The organism is Collimonas arenae (assembly GCF_000786695.1).
Classification (GTDB): domain Bacteria; phylum Pseudomonadota; class Gammaproteobacteria; order Burkholderiales; family Burkholderiaceae_D; genus Collimonas; species Collimonas arenae_A.
In genome coordinates this window covers 1,295,881-1,319,622 of record NZ_CP009962.1, presented here as the reverse complement: position 1 = coordinate 1,319,622, position 23,742 = coordinate 1,295,881, and the positions used below count along the sequence as shown (strand labels likewise).

13 protein-coding genes and 1 tRNA gene are annotated in these 23,742 nt (G+C 54.8%); 11 read left to right on the top strand and 3 right to left on the bottom strand.

From position 1 onward, the window contains the following. The first annotated feature begins 463 nt into the window (after positions 1-463). From LT85_RS05940 to dnaG, 7 genes are all read left to right on the top strand, one after another. Positions 464-1,672, top strand: coding sequence for a cation:proton antiporter (locus tag LT85_RS05940; protein ID WP_038486490.1), 1,209 nt, complete (start codon positions 464-466; stop codon positions 1,670-1,672). A gap of 23 nt (positions 1,673-1,695) precedes the next feature. Next, a complete protein-coding gene (locus LT85_RS05935; protein WP_038486487.1) occupies positions 1,696-2,895 on the top strand; it encodes a YbdK family carboxylate-amine ligase in 1,200 nt (399 codons plus the stop codon). Positions 2,896-2,930: 35 nt separating this feature from the next. After that, entirely contained in the window at positions 2,931-4,127 is a 1,197-nt protein-coding gene (locus LT85_RS05930) for an NAD(P)/FAD-dependent oxidoreductase (RefSeq protein ID WP_038486485.1), read from the top strand. Positions 4,128-4,221: 94 nt separating this feature from the next. Continuing rightward, the gene (locus LT85_RS05925; protein WP_038486483.1) at positions 4,222-5,100 is read left to right on the top strand and encodes a Wzz/FepE/Etk N-terminal domain-containing protein; all 879 of its coding nucleotides are present in this window, start codon (positions 4,222-4,224) and stop codon (positions 5,098-5,100) included. Between the two features lie 114 nt (positions 5,101-5,214). Beyond that, a complete protein-coding gene (gene rpsU, locus LT85_RS05920) occupies positions 5,215-5,427 on the top strand; it encodes a 30S ribosomal protein S21 (protein WP_005665410.1) in 213 nt (70 codons plus the stop codon). 207 nt (positions 5,428-5,634) lie between these two features. Beyond that, positions 5,635-6,084 carry a GatB/YqeY domain-containing protein gene (locus LT85_RS05915; protein ID WP_038486481.1) on the top strand — a complete coding sequence of 150 codons (450 nt, stop codon included), beginning with the start codon at positions 5,635-5,637 and terminating at the stop codon, positions 6,082-6,084. Between the two features lie 43 nt (positions 6,085-6,127). Then, entirely contained in the window at positions 6,128-7,924 is a 1,797-nt protein-coding gene (gene dnaG, locus LT85_RS05910; protein ID WP_038486479.1) for a DNA primase, read from the top strand. Positions 7,925-8,195: 271 nt separating this feature from the next. On the opposite strand, the gene LT85_RS27080 is transcribed toward dnaG, so the two are convergent. Beyond that, positions 8,196-8,552: a hypothetical protein gene (locus tag LT85_RS27080; protein ID WP_156117447.1), complete on the bottom strand. Its 357-nt coding sequence runs from the start codon at positions 8,550-8,552 to the stop codon at positions 8,196-8,198. Here LT85_RS27080 and rpoD point away from each other — a divergent pair. From rpoD to LT85_RS05895, 3 genes are all read left to right on the top strand, one after another. Continuing rightward, positions 8,542-10,782, top strand: coding sequence for an RNA polymerase sigma factor RpoD (gene rpoD / locus LT85_RS05905; RefSeq protein WP_156117446.1), 2,241 nt, complete (start codon positions 8,542-8,544; stop codon positions 10,780-10,782). The genes LT85_RS27080 and rpoD overlap by 11 nt on opposite strands. A gap of 165 nt (positions 10,783-10,947) precedes the next feature. Continuing rightward, positions 10,948-11,026: transfer RNA gene (locus tag LT85_RS05900), tRNA-Ile, on the top strand. A 510-nt stretch (positions 11,027-11,536) separates the two neighbouring features. Continuing rightward, positions 11,537-14,347, top strand: a complete 2,811-nt coding sequence (locus LT85_RS05895) for an IPT/TIG domain-containing protein (protein ID WP_038486475.1) — start codon at positions 11,537-11,539, stop codon at positions 14,345-14,347. Between the two features lie 106 nt (positions 14,348-14,453). Here the strand turns inward: LT85_RS05895 and LT85_RS05890 are convergent, their stop codons facing one another. Next, entirely contained in the window at positions 14,454-17,228 is a 2,775-nt protein-coding gene (locus LT85_RS05890) for a TonB-dependent receptor (protein ID WP_253273676.1), read from the bottom strand. A gap of 814 nt (positions 17,229-18,042) precedes the next feature. On the opposite strand from LT85_RS05890, the gene LT85_RS05885 reads away from it, so the two are divergent. Beyond that, complete coding sequence (locus LT85_RS05885; protein WP_038486471.1) at positions 18,043-20,739, top strand: FtsK/SpoIIIE family DNA translocase; 2,697 nt, start codon at positions 18,043-18,045, stop codon at positions 20,737-20,739. Between the two features lie 42 nt (positions 20,740-20,781). Here the strand turns inward: LT85_RS05885 and LT85_RS05880 are convergent, their stop codons facing one another. After that, positions 20,782-23,661 (bottom strand): autotransporter family protein, encoded by a 2,880-nt coding sequence (locus tag LT85_RS05880; protein WP_253273675.1) that lies wholly within the window; start codon positions 23,659-23,661, stop codon positions 20,782-20,784. Positions 23,662-23,742: the final 81 nt, after the last annotated feature.

Here is a 23,742-nt window from a genome sequence, read left to right as displayed (position 1 = left end):
CTAGCCGTACTGCTCGTACTGTCTTCGTCGACACGCCTAGCCAGCTTAATTTCGCAACAGCCTCTAAATAATCGGATCAAGCCGTATCGAAAAATACAGCAGACAGAACAAGGCTGATTCCCCAAGGGAACTATTTTTCACATAGACGAACAAAGCACACTGAACTGCGGCGTCACATGGTAAAAGCGTGGATGCATGTACTATCTGTCAATCGACATGATAAAAATTGCTCTAACAAAATATCGCAATCCAATGTTCTTAGGTATTACCTTAAGTAGGTAAGATAGCGCAACGCCAATATAATCAATATAAGGAGAGTGCGCTTAACAAGTGCAAATGCGAGAAATACGGCGGAGCTCGCCATCCGCCCTTCAGCAATACCCATTCATCTGCCGATACGGCATCTTGTCCGGCGTAGTTTCAGATAATTTTGACGCCGCAAGACTAACTTTCTGGAGGATCCATGGATTGGACTCTTCCGCCCTTTGCACTGGCACAGCCCATTCAATGGAATGCGCTGTTACTGTTCGGCAGTTTGCTGCTGTTCGGGCTGGTGGGCGGCCATATCGTAACGAAAAACCCTTGGTTTCCACGCATCACCGGTTATCTGATCGTCGGCTTCCTGCTCGGTGTAGGCGGCTTTAATTGGCTGTCCGGCGATGTACTGAAGTTGGCGAATATCTTTTCCGACATGGCGATGGCGCTTGTCATTTATCAGCTTGGACGCTATGTCGACATCGGCTGGCTACGTCGGGAAAAATGGCTGTTGGCGACCGTCATGCTGAGCGCCGTGCTGTGCTTCACCTTCGTCAGCGGCGCTTTGATCTGGCTTGGCACCTCGCGCGTACTGGCGCTGCTAGGCGGCGTACTGGCAATCGCCACCGCCCCGGCAGTAGTGATGGTAGTTGTGCGCGATCTCAAGGCAGAAGGCCAGGTAACACGCCGCCTCGCTGCCATGACCGCATTGAATAATTTTGTGGCCTTGTTGGCCGCATATGCTTTGTTGCCAGTAGTCGCACATGAAAGCGCCACTCCCTTCGGCACCTTGGTGGCGCATACCTTGTATTCGCTATGTGGTTCGCTGGTGCTGGCCTATCTGACTTATCGCCTGATGATTCCGCTTGCGCGCTTGCTGGGCCGTCAGCCAAGCCGCCAGTTCGTGCTGGTGATCGCCGTCATCACACTGGCGATCGGCGCAGCGCATGCACTTCAGCTACCAATATTGCTGACCATGCTGATCTTCGCCATCATGTCGAAAAACCTTGATCATCAGTACGACTTGATGGAGCTTGAATTCGGCGTCGCCAATGAATTGTTTATCGTGATGCTGTTTATCACGATCGGCGCGTCAATCCGGCTGTCCGACTTGTCCATGGTCGGCGCATCGGTGGCAGTACTGATCGCGGCAAGGTTTATCGCCATGGCTTGCGGGGTGTTTTCCTTCGCCCATTTCGCCAAGATGAAATGGAAACAGGCGGCGCTGATCACATTGGGAACGCTTCCCATGACGGAAGCGGGGCTTGGGTTGATGCAAACCACCGCCTATCTCTACCCAAACACCACAGCTGACGTTTTACCTCTGTTGGCCGGTTGCCTGATCGTCCTGGAATTACTAGGACCGATTGCCACCCAGTTTGCCTTGATCAAATCGGGCGAAAGCGGACGTGAGTGAAAGTGAGAATTAAAGGTGAATCGATGACTGACAATACGCAAACCCACGATGTCGATGTGGGCGAAACAAAAGCCGAGATTCTGCCGTTTACCAGTTCTTCCCCGTTTACCATGGGAATCGAACTTGAACTACAACTGGTGAACCGTCGCAACTACAATCTTGCCAGCGACGCTGTCGATCTGTTGACATGGATCGAGCCGCGCGATTTGCAAAAACAGATCAAGCTGGAAATGACGCAAGGCATGATCGAGTTGAATTCCGATGTCCACACGCGGGTTGACCATCTGATCGAGGAATTGAAAGGCTTGCGCGCTGCATTGAACCGTGGCGCGCAATACCTGAACATCGATGTCTCCGGCGGCGGCGCCCATCCTTTTCAGCATTGGAACGAACAACGTATTACCCCTAGCGAGCGCTTCCATCATTTACATGAAAAATACGGCTATCTGGCAAAGACCTTTACGGTATTCGGCCAGCATATCCACATCGGCGTGCCAAATGGCGACGACGCGCTCTATCTGACTCATGCATTTTCGCGCTTCGTCCCGCACTTCATCGCACTCTCAGCTGCTTCGCCGTTTTACCAAGGTGCTGATACCCAGTTTGAGTCTTCGCGCAGCAACGTGGTACGCGCTTTCCCCTTGTCTGGCACCGCGCCTACGCTCACACGCTGGACTGACTTCGAATCCTATTACGACGAATTGTTGCGCATCGGAATCATCGGTAGCATGAAGGATTTTTACTGGGATATTCGCCCCAAGCCGGAATACGGCACAGTTGAAATACGCGTGTGCGACACGCCCCTGACAATTGAGCATGCAGCGCACCTGGGCTGCTATGCGCAATTGCTGGCTCGCTGGATTTTGACGGAACGGCCCTATGTCATCACCAACGATTTCTACCTGTTGTATCAATACAACCGCTTTGAAGCTAGCCGTTACGGCCTTGGCGGCTCTATGGCGCTACACAGCAGCAATCCTGCCGACTCATCGAAACTGCCGATCTATGAACATCTTCTGAGCCATTTACAAGACTTACAGCGGTATACTCAGAACGATGCAGAGCAACTGGCCTTGAAGCGCCTGCGCCATATGGCAGAGGGACGCTTAAGCGATGCCAGCTGGTTGCGGCAAACGTTTGTCCAGCGCGGCTCGCTCAATGACATGATGCGGTTGTCGTCAGAGTTGTGGATGGGGCAGGAACCTCCGCCGTACTACCAATAGAAGCAATAGATAATAAAAAATACTCACACTGATCAATGCAAAAACAATTTGATGTCGCCGTAATCGGCGCAGGCGCTGCGGGCATGATGTGTGCGGCAGTCGCTGGACAACGCGGGAAAAAGGTTGTTGTGATTGATCACGCTACCAAGCTGGCGGAAAAAATCCGCATTTCTGGCGGTGGCCGTTGCAATTTCACCAACATCAACGCCGGACCACAGAATTTCCTGTCGCAAAATCCGCATTTTTGCAAAAGCGCCCTGTCACGCTATACCCCGCAAGATTTCATCGGCCTGATGAAACGGTATCGGATCGGGTATCACGAGAAACATAAAGGACAATTGTTTTGCGATGACTCCTCAGAGCAAATCATCACCATGCTCAAAGCCGAGTGCGACCTAGGTAATGTCAGCTGGCGTATGCCATGCAGCGTCGCCAACATCGGCCAAAGCGGCGATCTGTTTCGGATCGACAGCAGCGCAGGCGAGATACTCGCAAACAATGTCGTCATCGCTACCGGCGGGCTCTCTATTCCTAAAATCGGCGCCACCGATTTTGCCTATCGAATTGCCCGCCAATTCGATCTGCGCATGGTCGAGCCACAGCCCGGATTGGTGCCACTGACCTTCGATTCCGCTGCCTGGCAACCATTTCTGCCATTGGCTGGCATTGCCTTGCCTGTCGAAGTCGCCACCGGAGATAAAAAAAGCCGCGGGGAATTCAAAGAAGATTTGCTATTTACCCACCGCGGCCTTTCCGGTCCGGCGATTTTGCAGATTTCCAGTTTTTGGAAAAGCGGCACTCCACTGCAGCTTAATCTTTTACCGGAAGTCGACATTGCCAAGACCCTAACCGAAGGCAAATCCTCGATTAAAAAAAATCTTGGTAACGTCTTTGCCCAATGGTTGCCGACAAGGCTTGCCCACGGCATCATCGAAGCAAATAAACTTGACCCGGCGGCCCGTCTTGCCGATACTCCCGACCGCCTGCTGCGAGATTTGGGAAGCGCCATTAATCGCTGGGCCATCCAACCGAATGGTTCCGAAGGCTATCGCAAAGCAGAAGTTACTCTTGGCGGAATCGACACAAAGGAACTATCTCAACAGAGCATGGTGTCAAATCGGATTGCAGGCCTGTATTTTATTGGCGAGGCGGTTGACGTAACAGGATGGCTTGGCGGCTATAACTTTCAATGGGCCTGGGCATCTGCTACGGCGGCGGGACTTGCGATTTGAACTCAATATTATCTAAGCAGAGTTATGCTGCTGTAGAATAATATTCAATAAATGATAATAAGATTAACTGTACTTGTTAAATAACCTATTACCCATGTCCAACAATTTTTCAAATAATACTAGTATTGCCCCAGCCGACGATGTTGAGCTGATAGATATTGCCGCTATTTGGACCAGCCTCAAACGGCATTGGTTTCTTGTACTGGCGTGCATAGCAATTGTCTTGGTTGCCTCGTTCGGATTCTGGTATGTAACACCCGCGCAATGGAAAGCTTCCGCAACCTTGCAAATTGGTCAATTGCCGCTGACTCAGATGACTTTAATCGAATCAACGGCACAAGCGGCAGAGCGCTTTAATCAACGTCAGCTACAAGATCAAGCGCTGACAACCGCAGGATTACCCTTGGACGAATTGACGGATGGACGTACACGTCTTCTACGCAAGACGCTTAAAGCTATTCCCGGAAAAAATACCAACTTCATTGACGTTAGCGTTGCGGCCTATTCAAGAGAAGAAGCAAAAACCTATCTCAATGCGGGAGCACTTGCTTTAATTAAAGCGCACGATGAGCGCCTAGCACCACTGATGAAAAATCTGGACGATCGGATTTCAACGAATAAAAATCAGACGACTGCGGCAATAGATGAAAAAGCACGCCTGGAAGCCAGCTTGAAGAACATGGTGGCATCGTCCAATGGCGCTAAATTTGAACCAAGCGTACTGGCAAATAACCTGATCTCGAAACAGGATGACGTAATTCGTGGATTAACGGCGGAACGTGCGACGCTATTAGACCTGCATACAAAAACCAACACGTTCCCAACGATGATTGTTGATGCGATTTATGTCCCGGCTCGCCCCGCCTCCCCAAAATTGTCCATATTTCTCATTATCGGCTTGATTCTTGGTGCGCTTGCAGGCACCTCACTAGCTTTGTTTCTTGACCGCAATCACTCGAAAGCCTCGCACTAGCAAGAATGTTGCAAATAAACGGCAATATTCAAGCAGACCGGGATAACACTTCCAATTATCCGTTTTCCCGGCTATACTCTCGCTCTTCCCTACACAAACTTGGTTTGAATTTACATGACCACAATTCGTCTTAAAGAAAACGAGCCCTTCGAAGTTGCGATGCGTCGCTTCAAGCGCACTATTGAAAAAACAGGTCTGCTGACTGAGTTGCGTGCACGTGAATTTTACGAAAAGCCAACAGCTGAGCGTAAGCGCAAGCTGGCAGCTGCTGTGAAACGTCATTATAAACGCATTCGCAGCCAGCAATTGCCGAAAAAGCTGTACTAATATTTGCACTAATTCTTCATCGCACTCTGTGCGTTGATTGAATTGCGTTACAAACCCGCTCCGGTGTTGCTCCGCAGCGGGTTTTGCCGTTTATCGCACCGAGAGTGGTCGCGATAACGCCAGCGCCGACCCGCGCAACCGGCATAACAATCCAGCAATTTTGTTTTTCCCGTCTACAATGAAAAACACCACCAAATGGAGAACTGCATGGGCTTGAAAGAACAGATTACAGAAGACATGAAGGCGGCAATGCGCGCCAAGGAAACTGTAAAGCTAGGCACCATCCGGCTGATTACAGCCGCTATCAAGCAAAAGGAAGTTGACGAACGTATCGAACTGGGCGACGCCCACATACTTGCAATCATTGAAAAAATGATCAAGCAGCGTAAAGATTCGATCAGTCAGTTTGAGGCCGGTGGCCGACAGGATCTGGCCGATATCGAAAAAGCCGAACTGGTGATTCTTTCCACCTACATGCCAGCCGGCTTGTCCGAAACGGAAATCCAGGCTGAAGTCGCCGCCGCCATCACCGCTAGCGGTGCCGCCGGGGCACAAGATATGGGCAAAGTGATGGCCATATTGAAACCAAAACTTGCCGGCCGCGCCGACATGACCGCGGTTTCAGCATTGGTAAAAGTCGCGCTCAGCAAAAACTGAGCCATTGAATTTCTGATATGGCGCAGCCTGCCGTCGAGTCTACGTGATCCCGCAATCGTTTATTCAGGACCTGCTTAACCGTGTCGATATAGTCGACGTGGTGGGCAAGTACGTGCAGCTGAAAAAAGGCGGCGCGAACCTGATGGGCCTGTGCCCTTTCCATAACGAGAAATCGCCGAGCTTCACTGTCAGCCCGACCAAGCAGTTCTATCATTGCTTTGGCTGCGGCGCACACGGTACCGCAATCGGCTTTCTGATTGAATATTCCGGCCTCGGCTTTGTCGAAGCCGTAAAAGATCTGGCGCAGGGCGTCGGCATGGTGGTGCCGGACAACGATGACAAAATCCCGCCTGCGCAACGGGCAGAATACCAGGCAAAAAGCCTGGCTTTGTCAGACGCCATGAGTGCAGCTTGCGATTTTTACAGGCAACATTTGCGCAACGCGCCAAACGCCGTCGACTACTTGAAGCGCCGGGGCCTGACGGGTGAAGTTGCGGCAAAATTCGGCCTGGGTTATTCACCTGACAACTGGGATAGCTTGCGCCAGATATTCCCGGATTATGAAGTCACCGCACTGGTCGAAGCCGGTCTGGTAATCGATCGCACTGACGAAGAAGGCAACAACCGCAAGCGCTATGACCGGTTTCGCGATCGCATTATGTTCCCCATACGCAACACAAAAGGCCAGGTCATCGGCTTTGGTGGTCGTGTATTGGACAGCGGCGAACCGAAGTACTTGAATTCGCCGGAAACACCCTTATTTCAAAAGGGTAATGAGTTATACGGTTTATTCGAAGCACGGCAAGCAATCCGGGATGCCGGGTATGTACTGGTGACCGAAGGCTATATGGATGTGGTGGCATTGGCCCAACTAGGATTCCCGCAAGCGGTAGCCACACTGGGGACTGCCTGTACGCCGACTCACGTGCACAAATTGCTGCGCCAGACTGATCACGTGGTGTTCAGTTTCGACGGCGACCGTGCCGGTCGCAAAGCGGCAAGACGCGCATTGGATGCCTGCCTGCCGCATGCCACCGACAACAAGATCATCAAATTCCTGTTTCTCCCGCAGGAGCACGATCCCGACAGTTATGTGCGGGAAATGGGAGCTGAAGCATTCGAGCGTCAGATCCATGACGCCATGCCGTTATCGCAGTTTTTACTGAACGAAGTAACCACCGAAACCGATTTGAACACATCCGAAGGACGTGCGCGGGCGCAATACGATGCCAAGCCTTTGCTGCAACTGCTGCCTCCCTCGTCGCTGCGCTTACAGATAGTCCGCGGCCTGGCTCAGTTGACGCAATCAACGCCCAGCGAAATCGAGTCGTTATTTGAATTGAGCAAGCCTATCGCTGCTGCACGCCGAGCACCGCCGCGCAGCAACCGACAGGCGCCAGTGGGACTGGAAAGGCAAATTATCCGTTTGCTGGTAGCGCATCCGGCCTTCGCCTCGGAATTGGATGACGCTGCGCTGGACGCCCTCGCCAATTTCGCGCCAGACCGGGCAGAAATGCTGGCGCGCTTGATTACGGCAAGCCATGCCATGGGCGATCAGGCAAATTTTGCAACACTGGCCGAACATTTGCGTGAAGGCGGCGAAGATTTTGAATCGCTGATCGCGGAAATCGCGGCAGAATCGGAATCCGAAACGGAAGCGGCACGATTAGAGCTGGCGGGTGCGATTCGCCAGACTAAAATGAAGATATTGAAGGACGAACTCGACCAGTTGGCAGCAACCGGACTCGGTAACGAAGAAGCCCGCAATCGTTATCGGGAGTTGATGCAAAAGCAAGAACAGTTACGTCGGGAGGCTGAATCAGAGATGAATTTACGTTAAAAATGCCTAATATATAAGCACAAGCTCGGCACAAGCCAAGCATAAAATCAGCATATCAGGGCGAAAACTGAAAATCCGGCGGCGCGGCAAAGCCGCTTGCATTGGAGGATAGCACCTCCATATGCTATAATTAAAGGCTTTAGATTCAAAGCCTTAGAGGCAACCAAGTCGGGTGCCATTTTGGCGCTCGATTGATAGTAGCACCAGATTGATTTAGATGGATAGGAACGGCGTGACGAAAGTAGTAAGAACCGGTGCTCAGGTAATTCTGTCAGCGATTTAAGCTTCTCGACATTCGAACGGACAGAGTACAAGCAGCGGCACCCATAGCGAACATCAGTGTAACCAGATTGGTATTTGATTCCATGGCGAATGCAATGAAGAGACCTGCGAAACCCCTGACACTTTCCGTTAAAAATGCGAAGCCGGCAGCAGCCAAATCGAGCACATCTTCTTCACCACCGAAGTCCCCCGTAAAAAAGACGGCTGCCTCATCCAAATCGTCGCCACCTGTCAGTAAGCCCGTTAGCAAGAAAGTAGTTTCTAAAGCAACTGCAACGACCACGAAAGCATCAAGAGCTGTTGCAAAACCAGTATCTGTGAAATCGAAAGCCCCTGTGACAAACAAGAAACCACAACTCAAAGTCGTCAAATCAGCCAAAAACGTAGCGGCGGCCCCTGTCAAAGCCGACGTTAGCGTGATGATAGGCTCAGGCGTAAGTCAAACCACGGATGCCGCAACTCTTGCGGCGATTGATACCTCCGGCTATATCCTGCCGTCGGTTAAGGTGCCAGGACGTCGTGGTCGCAAGCCAAAAGAATTCCAACCTGAGAACGATGAAGTCGCGGCGCTGAATGCGGTCGAACGCGCTGAATTGAAGGCAGTAGACAAAGCCAAGGCCAAGGATCGCAAAGCCAAGGAAAAGGCTTTGCTGAAGGATGCGTTTTCATCCGACACCGAAGCAAGCGAAGAAGAACTCGAAGCGCGCCGTCAAAAACTCAAGACCCTGATCAAGATGGGTAAGGAGCGCGGCTTCCTGACCTTCGCAGAAATCAACGATCACCTGCCTGAAAACATTATCGATCCGGAAGCCATCGAAGGCATCATCGGTACGTTCAGCGACATGGGGATTGCTGTCTCCGAACAGGCGCCAGACGCAGAAACGCTGCTGTTGTCGGACAATGTGGCGACAGTCGCCAGCGATGACGACGCCGAAGCAGCTGCTGAAGCGGCGCTGTCGACGGTCGACTCCGACTTCGGCCGCACCACCGACCCGGTTCGCATGTACATGCGTGAAATGGGTTCGGTCGAACTGTTGACGCGCGAAGGCGAAATCGAAATCGCCAAACGTATCGAAGACGGCCTGAAAGACATGATCCAGGCAATCTCGGCCTGCCCGACCACTATCGCTGAAATCCTGTTGGCCGCCGAGAAAATCGGCAAGGATGAAATCAAGATTGATGAAATCGTCGATGGCCTGGTTGACCCTAACCAGAGCGACGATGCGGTAGCTGTCAGCGCAGCCGCTGCGGCCACCAGCGACGAGGAAAACGACGAAGACGAGGAAGAGGAAGAAGAAGACGAGGAAGAAGAGGACGCCAGCTCGACCTCCGGCGCCGCAGGCTTCTCGGCGGAACAACTTGAGCAACTGAAGCGCGATGCGCTCGGCAAGTTTGAAACCATCTCGACCCAGTTCGACAAGATGCGCAAAGCTTTCGAAAAAGAAGGCTACAACTCCAAGCCCTACGTCAAGGCGCAGGAAATCATCTCGAACGAGTTGCTGGGTATTCGCTTTACCGCCAAGGTTGTCGAAAAACTGTGCGACACCCTGCGTGGTCAGGTCGATGAGGTGCGCCAGATCGAGCGCCAGATCCTTGACGTTGCGGTGAACAAATGCGGTATGCCGCGTCCGCATTTCATCAAGGTTTTCCCGGGAAATGAAACCAATCTGGACTGGGTCGACGGCGAAGTCGAAGGTAATCACGCCTACAGCATTGTCCTGGGCCGTAACGTGCCTGCAGTGAAAGAACTGCAGCAGCGCCTGATCGATTTGCAGGCGCGCGTCGTGCTGCCTTTGCCAGACCTGCGCGGCATCAACAAGAAGATGGGCGCCGGCGAAAGAAAAGCGCGTATGGCCAAGCGCGAGATGACCGAGGCCAACTTGCGGCTGGTGATCTCGATTGCGAAGAAATACACCAATCGCGGCCTGCAATTCCTGGATCTGATCCAGGAAGGCAATATTGGTTTGATGAAGGCAGTCGACAAGTTCGAATATCGCCGCGGCTATAAATTCTCGACCTATGCAACCTGGTGGATTCGCCAGGCCATCACACGTTCGATCGCCGATCAGGCGCGCACTATCCGGATTCCGGTGCACATGATCGAAACGATCAACAAGATGAACCGCATCTCGCGTCAAATCTTGCAAGAAACCGGCGCCGAGCCGGATCCTGCAACACTGGCGATCAAGATGGAAATGCCGGAAGATAAAATCCGCAAGATCATGAAGATCGCCAAGGAACCGATTTCGATGGAAACACCGATCGGCGACGACGACGATTCTCATCTCGGCGATTTCATCGAAGACAACAACACGCTAGCGCCAGCCGATGCCGCTTTGCACGCATCGATGCGCGGTGTAGTGAAGGATATCCTGGACTCACTGACCCCGCGTGAAGCCAAGGTATTGCGGATGCGCTTCGGCATCGAAATGTCGACCGACCATACCCTGGAAGAAGTCGGCAAGCAATTCGACGTCACTCGTGAACGGATTCGTCAAATAGAAGCCAAAGCGCTGCGCAAGCTGCGCCACCCTTCTCGTTCCGACAAGCTGAAGAGCTTCCTCGAAGGTAATTAAGTCTTGCAGTGAATCATTCATGACTTTTGGATGATTCACTGCAATTCGACTACCTTTTGTTCTGGTATTTTCCTATAATACGAGATTGATTTTTGATTCTGTCATACCGAGTGTAGCGCCATATCGCCGCACGGCAAGTAAGGCGTGACAGTGCCCTAAGGAATTGGGCCCCTAGCTCATGCTTGGTTAGAGCAGCGGACTCATAATCCGTTGGTGCCCAGTTCGACTCTGGGGGGGCCCACCAGCAACACCGCAGTAAACATAAGGCTCACAGCGATGTGAGCCTTTTTGTTTTCTGCCGTATTATCCATTTTGCGCCATTGGCTCCTCTTCATCACATGCCAGCGTACTGCTCCACCGTATATGTTAAGTCAGCGATACGAAGCCAGCAGAGATAACACGCTGCGCGCGGGGTTTTCCCATGTGGTTTGGTTTCCTGCCTGATTACGAAGCAGCCACGCTTAATACGCATGCCACGCCCGCTTTCAATCCCCCCTTTCCATATATCCAAATGCTGCACGCAGCAAATGCGGATATTGCATCGAGTATCAATGCGGCACGAACATCGTCGCCAAGTCAATCCCCAATAGACAACGCTTGAACACTAGATGCTTTACGGCAAGCATCTTCCGCAACTACAATTACGTCCGTTATTTCCATAAAACAACATCCTGCTACCAGAACGCTGGCGGGAACCTCCCACTTTTTTAGTCAAATAACCAAGCTCCCTTGAGCTCAAAGGCAGTGCTTTAACATGAAAAATCATAGAATTCTTCTCGCTCTCGCTTTAGTAGGCGTCATGCTGAGCCAGTCCGGTTGCGGCGGCGGAGGCGGATCAAGCGACAACTCAGCGCCTGCGCCAAACTCGATTGCCGCTCCAACTCCGGCGGCAGCTGTCAGTATTTCAGCACTGTCAGCTTCGAGCGCATCCGCCGGTGCTATCGTCAATCTCACTGGTACAGGCTTTCAAAAAGTAACCGCAGTCAGCATCGGCGGCGTTGCCGTCACGTTTTCTATCGTTAGCGACAGCCAGATCGCAATGACGATTCCGGCCACGGCAGTCAGTGGTGTGATTACCCTATCCGGCCCGGGATTCTCGGTGCAATCGACTGCGACATTTGTTTCCAGCCTGCCGGCACCGCTGGTTACAAGCGTATCCTCCAGCAACATCGCTGTCGGAACCAATTTCACGATCCAGGGCCAGAACCTGAACCGGATCAGCGCCTATCAGATCGCCGGCGTCAATCTGACCGTCGTCAACAGCTCCAGCACCACGGCGACCCTGACCATGCCGACGCAGGCAATTTCCGGTACGCTGACGCTGATCGTGAACAGTGCGCCAGTGAATACCTCCTATCAGCTTTACGGCTATGTGCCGGCATCGATTGTTGCGATACTGCCGCAAAGCGGCGTCATCGGCAGCAACGTCACAATCAACGGTAGCGGCTTGGCTGCGGTCAAGAATATCCGCTTTGCTAACGGCACCGTTGCTTCTGTAACCACTGCTTCCAACAGCGCCGTCACATTCGTCGTACCGCCTGGTGCGGCTTCGGGCACCCTGATTGCTGTCGATCCCCATCAGGAAGTGATCAGCGCCAGTGCCTTTTCAGTTGTCCCGACGGTCACGGCGACCGCTCTACAGAGCGTCAGCAACAACGGCACCGTGGTGTTAACCGTTACCGGCACCAACCTGAACACTGTCACCAGCGCCACCGTCGGCAGTGTGACCGCCGCCATCGTCAGCAGCAGCACTACACAACTGGTGTTGAGCGTAGCCCTGGGAAGCAGCGGCACGCTGACATTGACCGCACCCGGCCAGGCAGGCATCAATGCCGGCACAATCGACAACACCGGGAATGTGGGCTTGTGGATTAGCAACGTCGACTTTGTACATGTATTCGATAAAAGTTCTACCGACCTGACGCTGCGCCTCACACCAGGCCGGCCTGCCCTTGTACGTGCAACCGTACTGGCACCCGCCGCCGGTGCTAAAAGTCCGGTAGTAAATTTGTCGGCTACCAGCACAACTGGCGTCGCACTTGGTACGCTGGCGATGAACGGCCCTGCCAATCTGCCTACTGCAAAAGACGACTACAACCTGAACAGTACTTTCAACGCCGTACTGCCTGCGGCCTGGGTGCAACCGGGCGTCAAGGTCAGCATCAAGATAGCAGCCAGCGCCAACAATAGCCCGGCCAGCCAAGACGTTTCGCCGGTGGTTGGCGCGCCGACCAGCATACGCGTAGTGCTGGTGCCATTGACAGTTGGTAGCGCCACAGGGGTATTGCCACAGAATCTGTCCGATGTGCAGAAAGCGCTGGCCCGTGTCTATCCTTACGCAAACGGCAATATCAAAGTACAAAGCCGCCTGCCTCTCACTATCACAGGCGCAACGACTACCACTTCCATGAGTTGGGGAACGACATTAAGCCAGCTGGAAAGCACCCGTGAAGCCGAAGACCCGAACGCCTTCTATTACGGCTTTGTTCCCATGTACACGCCGATACCGTCGTCATTTATCGCCGGCCTGGGTTATGTCGGAAACCGGGCGCAAGGGAACAGTTCTGCGGTCGCTGCGATCGGCCTGGACTGGACCAGCAGCGCCGGCCAAGGCGATCCGTTCAACAATAACTGGCCGCAATGGCAGGCCATCATGGTGCATGAAATGGGCCACAACCATTCCCTGAGCCATGCACCTTGCGGCGGCGCAGGGAATCCAGATCCAGCCTTCCCCAACACCAACGCCGACTTGAGCTCGCTGGCTGTCTACAATAGCTTGTACGACAGCGACACCCAGGTAGGTACACTGAGCTCGCCGCTTACACCAAGCAACACGCAAATGAAAGATGTCATGGGTTATTGCGGCGGTACCTGGTTCTCTGATTTCAGCTATGTCCGGGCGCAACAGTTTGCCGAATCCCGTACTGCAGCGATTCCACAACCTCTCGTATTGAATGCTGCTGCAGATGTCGCGACCGCCCCGGACGGCTATCTGACCATCGCCGGCGAGATCACTGCGCAAGGCGTGCTGTTGCATCCGGCTTCCGCTTCAGCCACTAAATTGCGCATCGATACAGCCACCGCCAAATCGACCTATGCTGTGCGCTTGCGCACGGTATCCGGCCAGACCTATACCTTGCCGTTTGAACCGGTCAGCGTTGCCGATACGACTGATAAAACCAGCCACTTCTGGGTCAGCCTGCCCAATCCCGGAGAAATCGCCACGATCGATGTGCTGAATAACGGACAAGTGCAAACACTGCGCCAGCCGGGTCAGGTACAACGTGCGAAAGCAGCGAGCACTACCGCGGGCAATGCCCAGGCAATGGCGTCATCGGTGGGCTGGAACGTCCAGAACGGTAAATTGAACGTCACCTGGAACGCTGCGCTGGAACCGTTCTTGTCATTGATGTACATCTCCCCAAGCGGCGCCAAAACCGTACTCGGCAATGGCCTGCAAAACGGTAGCGCGACATTTGATATCAAGAGCCTGCCAAGCGGCGGCCGTTTTGACCTGAGCCTGTCTTCAGCAATGCAGGCGCGCCTGGTCAGCTTCCCTCACTGATCCGGCGACCGGATTTCTGACGCAGCGAAGCTGTCGCGTAAAAAAACGCCAGGGAGATTATTCTCCCTGGCGTTTTTTTATTACAGCGGCTAACCGGTTACCACGCTTAGAAGGTGTAGCGAGCACCCAGCGTGAAGAAACGCCCCACCGCGCCGGACTGATGCAGAGACGGGTTATAGTTGACGCGGCCATAGGTTTGCACATCCAGCGGCGCCAGGCGGTCAAACAGATTGGCGACCGCCGCCGTCACTTGCCATTGCTTGGTCACGTCCCAGCGGCCAAACAAATCGACAGTCGTAAACGACGCTACACGACAACCCATCAGCGGATTTTTTGTCACAGGATCCAGATCCAGACAAGGACCGCCGGCCTGGTTCTTGTCCTCTATTCCGCTCACATAATTGAGCGAAGTGGTGACATTGAACGGACCACGGTCCCAGGCGACGGATGCCGATGCACGAGTGCGCGGCGTGCCGCCATTGCCTGACAGGTTCTTATCGCCATGTGTGCCGACAAAATTTTGTGTCACGCCGTTGGTAGTGCGCTTGAATTCGAACATCTGGGAAACCGTCAAGCCGGTCGTGATGCGACCATACGAATTCAGATCAAAGCGGCTGCGCATATCGATGTCAACGCCGCTGGTACGTGTCTGACCGGCATTGATATAAGGCGCTTTGACAAGCAGGATGGGACCAACCAGTCCCGGAAAGTCCGCAGTCGGTTCGCCACGTACCACTGTCGCATCCGGGAATAACGACGGATCGGCAATGATCGAATCGGCGTCGGATCCGGTGATTTCATTCTTGCGGACGATGCGCCAGTAGTCCACCGAAATACTGGTGTTCTTGATCGGCTCGAGGATGAAACCCAGGCTGTAGCTTTGCGATTTCTCCGGTTTCAGGTTCTTGTTGCCAACGGTGATCGCGCCAACATTCTTACCATCGGTACAATCCGCCGAGAGATTCGTGACAGGGCAACGCACCGGATCGCGATTGTAAGTTGTATAAGCTGAGACCGCGCTATCGCCGCTTTCAGCCGGACCAGGCGCACGGAAACCTTCTGCATACGTACCGCGGAAAGCCAGTTGCGGGATAGGCGTAAATTTGAAGCCGATCTTGGGCGTAGTCGAATTACCGAAATCGGAGTACTGATCGGTCCGCAAGGCGAGCTGGAATTCCAGCTGCTTAATAACCGGCAATGCCAACTCCGTGTACAGGGAGCTGATGTTGCGCGAAGCGCGGGCAGAAGCATAACCCAGTCCGACGATGTCGTTGATGTTGGTGAACGGCGTCGCTTCGCTGTCCGTCGATTCGTGGCGGAGTTCGCCACCGATCGCGATACCGATTGGACCGCCTGGCAGCCGGCCGAATTCACGCGTCCCCTTGAAATCCCACAAGGCGAGTTTGGTGGTAGCTGAATTTTTCAACTCCGGCGAGACGAACCCCAATGTCTGCGCGGAATTCAGCGCGCCAGCCTGGCCGATGCGGAATGAACCGTTATTGATCGCGGTCTGCAACGCACTACTGCGGTAGTAGCCATTCTGGGTGCGTTCTGTTTTGCTTTGCGCATACAGGATGCCGCTGTCGTAGTCCCAGCCGAACGATGTACCCTTCACGCCTACCAGCAAACGCGTTACGGTGGTATCGAGATCGGAGGTGCGCGGACGGTTTGGATCAACCCAGCGCGGACGGGCCCGCGCATCGGAAAATGGATTGTCTGGATGACCGATAGGTAACAGCAACTGGTTGGGGCCGGTACCGGTATCGAAGACGCGTTGATTGATCAAATCGAAACCGGCGCCGGTCAACGCAGATGGCGTGGTCAGCGTCTTGGCCTGTGAATTGAACAAACCCGCCTCGGCATACGCTTGCATGTCGCCGCTAATTTTCAACGTGCCGCGACCAAACAGATTGATATTTTGCGTTTCCGGCTGCACCGTCTGGTAACCACCCTTGATCGGGTCCCACAGGCAGCCGCCACCGGAATTGATCGACGTACCGCGGTCGATATAAGCGCAACCAGGCAGGTTCTGAATGCCTCGACCAGGAATAGTGTTGCCGGCGGCATCCACCGGACGTACGGTACCAACCAAACTGTTGCCGCCAGTGTTGCTGCTGGTCGTAGCGCCGGCGCGCTGATCACGGCCTCCCCACGGACGCGCATCAGCCTGTCCGAGATACTCAGGGCGATCTTTTTGCCAGATTGCGTTGCTCTGCTTGGCATCGATACTGAAGAAATAGTTGTACTTGTCATCTTCCAGATTACCGAAACCGAAAGTGCCTGATACGCTTCTCAATGTGCCATCTCCATGGCCGGAAGTGCCCAGCGAACCGGAAATGGTCTTGCCTTCATAGGTTTCACGCAAGATGATGTTGACCACGCCAGCAATCGCATCCGAACCGTAGATCGCAGAGGCGCCGTCTTTCAGCACTTCGATGCGGTCGACCGCGCCGAGCGGGATCGAATTCAAATCGACAAAGCTGCGTTGACCGTCATCGCCCAGACCGTAAGGTGCAGTGCGGCGGCCATTAATCAGCACCAAGGTTGAATTGACGGAGAGTCCACGCAACGACACACCCGAAGCGCTGCCGGCGAAACCGTTGGTGAATGACCCGCTGATGGAGCCGTTGTTGTCGGCGGAAAGACTGCGCACTACATCGGCGACCGAAGTCTTACCCGATTGCTGGATATCCTTGCGCGTCAGGATTTGCGTTGATGCCGGTCCTTCCTGCTGCGTCCGTTTGATATTCGAACCTGTGATTTCAACCCGTCCCATCGGTTTGTCATCGTTTGTCTCCTCTGCATATGAGGCTGGCGACATCATGCCGACCCCGACTGCCACGCTACCGGTAAAAAATGCCAGCCGCAATGACTGTGACAATTTTCGTTCCCTGAACATAAGCAAAACTCCCTATCGTTTTTAGAGTTAAGAATTTAATTATTTGTGTAATCAAACCAGGCTGATTAGATCGCCTTGTGGACGACTTAATGTGCGTTTTGACATCTCTGCTAAAGCTCTGACAGACAGGCAAACCAAAAAACCTCCAGAAGGTCGTTCTCATCATCTGGCCCTCCCCAAACCTGCCGCCGGTTGCATTAATTAGTTTTTGCGCAACTAACGACAGCACAATGTTGTGAACGCAAATAATTGCCAAACGCCAAAACATCGCGTCGTTAATCTATCCTAAAGATAATATTTTTTGTTACAAATTATTGAAATTAGTTACAACTTGTAATATTTAGTTACATATTTGAGACATCAACTTATCCAAATACGTCGTTTATGTCGTAAAAAGACAAGTGAAAATGGCGATACGCTCGGTGAGTAAGAGGAACTAGTCAGACGATATGTCTATTTGGGAGCATCTATGGCGCTATGCAGCATTTTTTGTAATGCAAGCCTTCAAATCGGAAATTGATGTAACTACACACTGGCATAACTTGCCAGTCATACTTGTGGATACAAGTACAATTTCCACACTCTGTTTGTTTGGGTAAAAACAAGTTATTAACTGGCAACTCAGAAGAAAACGGCCACGGCTTTTTCGGTTAATATCACCTACTTTGATTTCAGGACGCCCTGTAGATTTCAGCCGGATTCCCTTGCCGGAAGGCATTGGACGCGACCTGCCAGAGTCTGACATTTGGTGTGCCCTCTTAGAATTCCAGACGTCGATTTTTCATTGAATTTGAGTATGCATATAGCAGTTTTCAGTTGGTTCGGATGGTCCTTGCTTTGGCTGGTCCCTTTGCTGGTTCGTGCAGTAAAAGCGCGCCGCTCAGGAGTAAATGTGCTGCGTGGCCCAGGCTCTATCCGCTTGTGGCTGGGAACATTGCTGATCATTTGCGGCAGCAGCGCGCTGGAAGCGGTCTTGCGTACCAGTGAAGCCGGCCCGCCTGATGGCGACATGGCCGGATACGCGATCGCCCAGGCCCTGATGCACATGCTTGGCGGCGTCGGCGGCGTACTCCTGATGATGGCCGCCAGCGTCCTGGCGCTGTCATGGCTGTTTGGTAGCGCATGGCTACAATCTGTCGCTGGCATCTTCCCTGCGCTGCAACGCTTTTTCCCAGATAAGGCGCAACAAACCGAAACGCCGCGTGAACCGCGGGTGGTTCCCGCGCCAGTGCCAGTAGCACATTCAACAATTAGGCAGGCTAGAGCCCGAGAAAGCATTGCAGCGCCGCCGCGCAACAGAAAATCCTGGCAATTGCCGTCGATGTCGGAACAGCCAGAAGTGCCTGGAAAACGGCCTGCAATATCCGCCAAACGCACAGAAGTGAACACGTCGGCCAGAAGCATGGCGGAGTGGGCGACGGTCGAGCGCATCATTCCGACGCCAGCAATGCTGGCACGCGAAAAAATGGCGCAGCAAGCCCGTGCCGCCAGCGCGGCCCGAAAGGACGCGATGCACAGCCGCCAAACCGAACGCAACCAGAACCGGCTTGCGCCGCAGACCCGGATAATCAGTACGCGCCCCGCTACGCCACCGTCCGCAGCAGCAGGTACGACAGCAGCAACTGCAATGGTCCGCAACATGTCTGAGGACATCACCACAATTACTTCTAATACAGCTGTAGCAGCGCTAGCCACAATGCCTGCCAGTACGCCGGATACCGCTGTGGCGCCGATGGCAGACGCAGGCGTTTTTTCGCCAAACGTCCCTGCGGCCAGAACTCTCGCAGAAACAGAAACACCTGTGCAGGTCGTCACGACTTCACAGATACAGCCGATTCCGTCTCCATCATTTGAAACTGCGGCTGCGCATCCCGCTATCGGCCGTACCGAGAGCACTCCCCCACAAGTCGCCACAGTGGCGCCGCACTCAACGCCTATCCAAGCACCGGTTGCGATGGCGGGCAATAGCGACAATGGCGAAAACAATTTTTCATTTCAACCCCTGCATGAACTCCGGATCGATTTGCCCGGCCTCGATTTGCTCGATCCTGCAATCAATGAAACGATCGACATCCCGGTGGAACGCCTGGCAGAAACCGGTTTGCTGATCGAACAGCGCCTCAAAGAATTCAAGGTGCCGGTGACCGTGCTGGGCGCCGACGCAGGCCCGGTGATTACGCGCTTCGAAGTGGAACCCGCGTTGGGCGTACGCGGCAGTCAGATCGTCGGCCTGATGAAAGACTTGTCGCGGGCCCTGGGACTGACCTCGATCCGTGTGGTGGAAACCATTCCCGGTAAAACCTGCATGGGGCTGGAACTGCCCAATCCGCAGCGGCAAATGATCAAGCTGTCGGAAATCCTGGAGTCGTCCGCCTATCAGGATTCAGCATCGCACCTGACGCTGGCGCTTGGCAAAGACATCACCGGCAAGCCGATTGTCGCCGACCTGGCACGCGCACCGCACATGCTGGTGGCCGGCACCACCGGTTCCGGTAAATCGGTGGCGATCAATGCCATGATCTTGTCGCTGCTGTATAAAGCCACGCCGGAAGAAGTGCGGCTGATCATGATCGATCCCAAGATGCTGGAATTGTCGGTCTACGAAGGCATCCCGCATCTGCTGGCGCCAGTCGTCACCGATATGAAACTGGCCTCCAACGCGCTGACCTGGTGCGTGGCCGAGATGGACAAGCGTTACCGGCTGATGTCTGCGCTCGGCGTGCGGAACCTGGCGGGCTTCAATCAAAAGATCCGCGACGGCAATCTGCGCGGCAAGAAAATCAGCAACCCATTCTCGCTTACGCCTGATGCGCCGGAGCCGCTCTCCACCCTGCCGCTGATCGTTGTCATCATCGACGAGCTGGCCGACCTGATGATGGTGACCGGTAAAAAAATCGAAGAGCTGATCGCCCGCCTGGCGCAAAAGGCGCGAGCCGCCGGCATCCACCTGATCCTGGCAACGCAACGGCCTTCAGTCGACGTCATCACCGGCCTGATCAAAGCCAATATTCCGACCCGGGTAGCATTCCAGGTGTCGTCGAAAATCGACTCCAGGACCATCCTCGACCAGATGGGTGCGGAAGCCCTGCTCGGCCATGGCGACATGCTGTTCCTGCCACCAGGATCGGGCTATCCGCAACGGGTACACGGCGCCTTTGTCTCGGACGCAGAAGTACACCGGGTAGTCGAATATCTGAAACAATTTGGCGAACCCGAATACGAAGAAGCGATTCTGGCCGGCGTACCGGCCGAAGGCGCCAGCACCGATCTGCTGGGCGATAGCCAGGATGTCGAAGCGGATCCCTTGTATGACGAAGCGGTCGCCTTCGTCGTGCGGACCCGGCGTGCCTCAATTTCTTCGGTGCAGCGGCAATTCCGCGTCGGCTACAACCGCGCAGCGCGGTTGGTTGAGCAAATGGAATCCGCCGGCATCGTTTCGTCCGTGGCGACCAACGGTAGCCGTGAAGTGTTGACGCCGGTCCAGGCCGAATAAAAATATCCCGATAGCGCAAGCTGTCGGGATAACTCAACCATCTCAGTCAAGCTTAAACCGCAACCCCAGCGCCAGTACATTATTGCGCAGGCCACCGCCACCCAGTTGCGCGTCGTAGTTGAAATACCAGCCCCAGCGCTTATCCACCGCCGTATTCAAGCCCAGCCCGAGCCAGCCCGTGCTGCGCGCCAAACCGATCCCCTGCACCGTAAATCCCGCCGCCGGCGCACCGACGTAAGCCGCGTTGAAATCCAGGCTGCCATCGTTGAATGCATGCTGCCATGCGGCGTAGGCTTGCAATACGCTGGTTCCGCCGGCCCATTGGAAGCTGGTGTCGCCACGTACACCCAGCAACCCCGCCGTTTGCTGGTACGCCTGGCTAGCCGCAGTCAAACCGAAGACGCCGCCGCTTTCCGTAAAGCCGCCGCGTTTGAGCCGGTCATAGGCCACGCCCGCATACGGCGTCAGCCGGGTGCTGCCGGATAAGGGCAAGACATAGCCGCTTTCCGCATAAGCCGACCACAGATTATCCGTATGTCCCGCCCCCAGCTTCTGCGTGCCATTACCGATCACGGCCTCGCGCGTCACCGTGCTGTTGACCGTCGCTGCGCCCACCCGCCCCGAAACATACCAGCCCTGCTCGCCAAAGGCATGCCGGCCATACAGCGAGACGCCGGTATCGTGACTCTTCGATTGCCCACCCAGCCGGTCGAAGCTGGCCTTGCTGTCCGAATAGGCGAGCGCGGCGCCGACAATGGTGCCGTCGCCGAGCCGGGTATCGACGCCGAACTGGCCGCCCCACAAGGACGTATTGCCCGTGGCAAATCCGCTCTGCTCCAGCTTGCCGGAAGCGCCGATGGCGCTGACCCAGAGGCCGGTGCCGTCCGGGCCGCCGGGCTGACTGCCCAGCATCGCCAGGCGGTTCGCCAGATCGCGATTGATCGCCTGCGACTGCTGGAAGGTCAAGGCTTGCGCCGAGGCATGGATCTGGCCGGATAGGCTGTCCAGCACCTGCCCTGCTACCGCCACGCTGGCGCTCTTCTGGATCGCTGCGGCGCTGGCCAGGAATTCCCCATTGGTCCCGCCAGTGTTGCCGCTGGCGACCATCTGGTCTGCCGCTTTCAGGCCGGTTTCCAGGTTGACGGCGGCGTTGTTGCGGGTCGCATCGCTGCCGAAAGCTTGCGCTGCCACAACCGCGACATTGGTGCGGCTGATCTGCAAATCCACTTCCTTGGCCTGATACGACAAACTCGCGGCAATGAACACGCCCGGCGTAAAACTGACGCCATCGGCTTCAAAGCTGAGGTCGCTGAACTGGCCGCTGACGCCGCCGGTGGCTGTGAGCACCTTGCTGGGGGTGCCTGCTTGCTGCGTCACATAGCCGGAAGGATTGCTGTTGCCGGCTGGCGTGGTGGCGATCAGATGAGAATTGCCGAGGACCGCCGCACCGCCCACCGCCAAGGTCGTATTGAGCTGGTTGGCCAGCACCGCGTTCGGCGTCGCTACATAATTGCCGCCGATGACGAGGCCAGCGCCGCTATTGGTGAAGCGGCCGCTGTTGTTGACATTGCCGTGGACGGTGCCGCCATCGCCGGCCAGATTGCCGAGGTTGCCGATATTCACATTGGCGGCCACGGCGCCGGTGATATTCAGGGTGCCGCCGAGGATATTGCTATCGCCCAAGTAAGTATTGTTGCCGGCCAGCGTCAACTGGCCGCTGCCGCTCTTGTTCAGGCCGGCATCGCCACCGATATTGTTCTTGAACACCGACGCGGCGTTATCGAACTGGACATTGACGTTGGGACCCAGCGCCAGGCTCTGCGCAAACAACCCGGGACCATTGACTGCCTTGCTGGCATTGAGCAAACCCCAGCCATAGGTCGCCGTATCGTGCATGTCAGTCGCGGTCGAGAGGATGGTCTGGCGGATCAGGTCGGCGTTCATCCAGGGAAAGGCTTGTTGTACCAGCGCCGCCGCGCCGGTGACGGCGGGTGCGGCAAAGGAGGTGCCGAAGACACGGCCACCGCTGCTGCTGGAAATGAAATCCCCCGGTGCAGCCAGACACCAGTTGGCGGCGACGCCGCAGCGGTTGGCGTAGCTGGAAATCATGCCCGGCACCGTGTCGCTGCTGGAATAGCCGTTGCTGCCGCCGGCGGCGTTGACGGCCGTCACGGCTAGCCAGCCGGTTTGCAATTCCGAAAAGAACTTTGGCAACATAGCGTTCAGGTTCGGTTGAGCCGCGCCGTCGTTACCTGTCGACCAGATAAACAATCCATGCTGGGCGACATACGGCTTATATAAATTATGCAAAGCCAGCGCCTGGCCCACGGTAACATTTTCGGGACTGATGCCGCTGGACTGGTTGAAGATTCTCACCCCTTTGGCGAACATGTCTTGGTACATCTGATTATTCAGCATGAGATTGTCGCCAGTGGTGCCGGCCGCAGCCGCATGCACGAATACGCCAGGTGCAACTCCCAAAGTGCGACCCGCCAGCGCTTCCGCTACTTTTGCGCCGTGCATATTGCCGTTGGCGCCAGTAGGGTTATAGACAGTCTTACTGATACGTCCCGCAAACTGCGGATCGCTTACATCGAAATCGGTATCGACCACGCCCACTACGACCCCGGCGCCAGTCAAGCCCTTTGCGCGTGCGGCAGATACATTACTGGGATCCAGCACATTGAGCATAGCTGGCGGCTTCGGCGGCGGCGTTACGACCGGCGGTAGTGTAATCGCATTGCCGCTGCCGTTACCTGACGGCGGAGCAGGTGTAACAGGTGGTGGTGTGGTCGGCACCACGGGCTTGTCCGGGTTGGCATTGCTGCTGCCACCCCCTCCACCGCCACAACCCGAAATCATGACCGACACGGCCATGGCGATCATCGACAACGAATATCTGGCAGACAGTTCCTTGTTCATAACATCCTCAGAATATTTGCTTCTATCATTGGCCCGACAGGCCATCCGTTTACAGTGTTAACGGACGCAGCCGGACTTTCT

Excerpts from the sequence above, each read along its gene's own strand:
- LT85_RS05895 (WP_038486475.1), top strand. The coding sequence starts at position 11,537 with ATGAAAAATCATAGAATTCTTCTCGCTCTCGCTTTAGTAGGCGTCATG.
- LT85_RS05930 (WP_038486485.1), top strand. The coding sequence starts at position 2,931 with ATGCAAAAACAATTTGATGTCGCCGTAATCGGCGCAGGCGCTGCGGGC.
- LT85_RS05915 (WP_038486481.1), top strand. The coding sequence starts at position 5,635 with ATGGGCTTGAAAGAACAGATTACAGAAGACATGAAGGCGGCAATGCGC.
- LT85_RS05925 (WP_038486483.1), top strand. The coding sequence starts at position 4,222 with ATGTCCAACAATTTTTCAAATAATACTAGTATTGCCCCAGCCGACGAT.
- LT85_RS05885 (WP_038486471.1), top strand. The coding sequence starts at position 18,043 with ATGCATATAGCAGTTTTCAGTTGGTTCGGATGGTCCTTGCTTTGGCTG.
- LT85_RS05935 (WP_038486487.1), top strand. The coding sequence starts at position 1,696 with ATGACTGACAATACGCAAACCCACGATGTCGATGTGGGCGAAACAAAA.
- LT85_RS05880 (WP_253273675.1), bottom strand. The coding sequence starts at position 23,661 with ATGAACAAGGAACTGTCTGCCAGATATTCGTTGTCGATGATCGCCATG.
- rpsU (WP_005665410.1), top strand. The coding sequence starts at position 5,215 with ATGACCACAATTCGTCTTAAAGAAAACGAGCCCTTCGAAGTTGCGATG.
- LT85_RS05940 (WP_038486490.1), top strand. The coding sequence starts at position 464 with ATGGATTGGACTCTTCCGCCCTTTGCACTGGCACAGCCCATTCAATGG.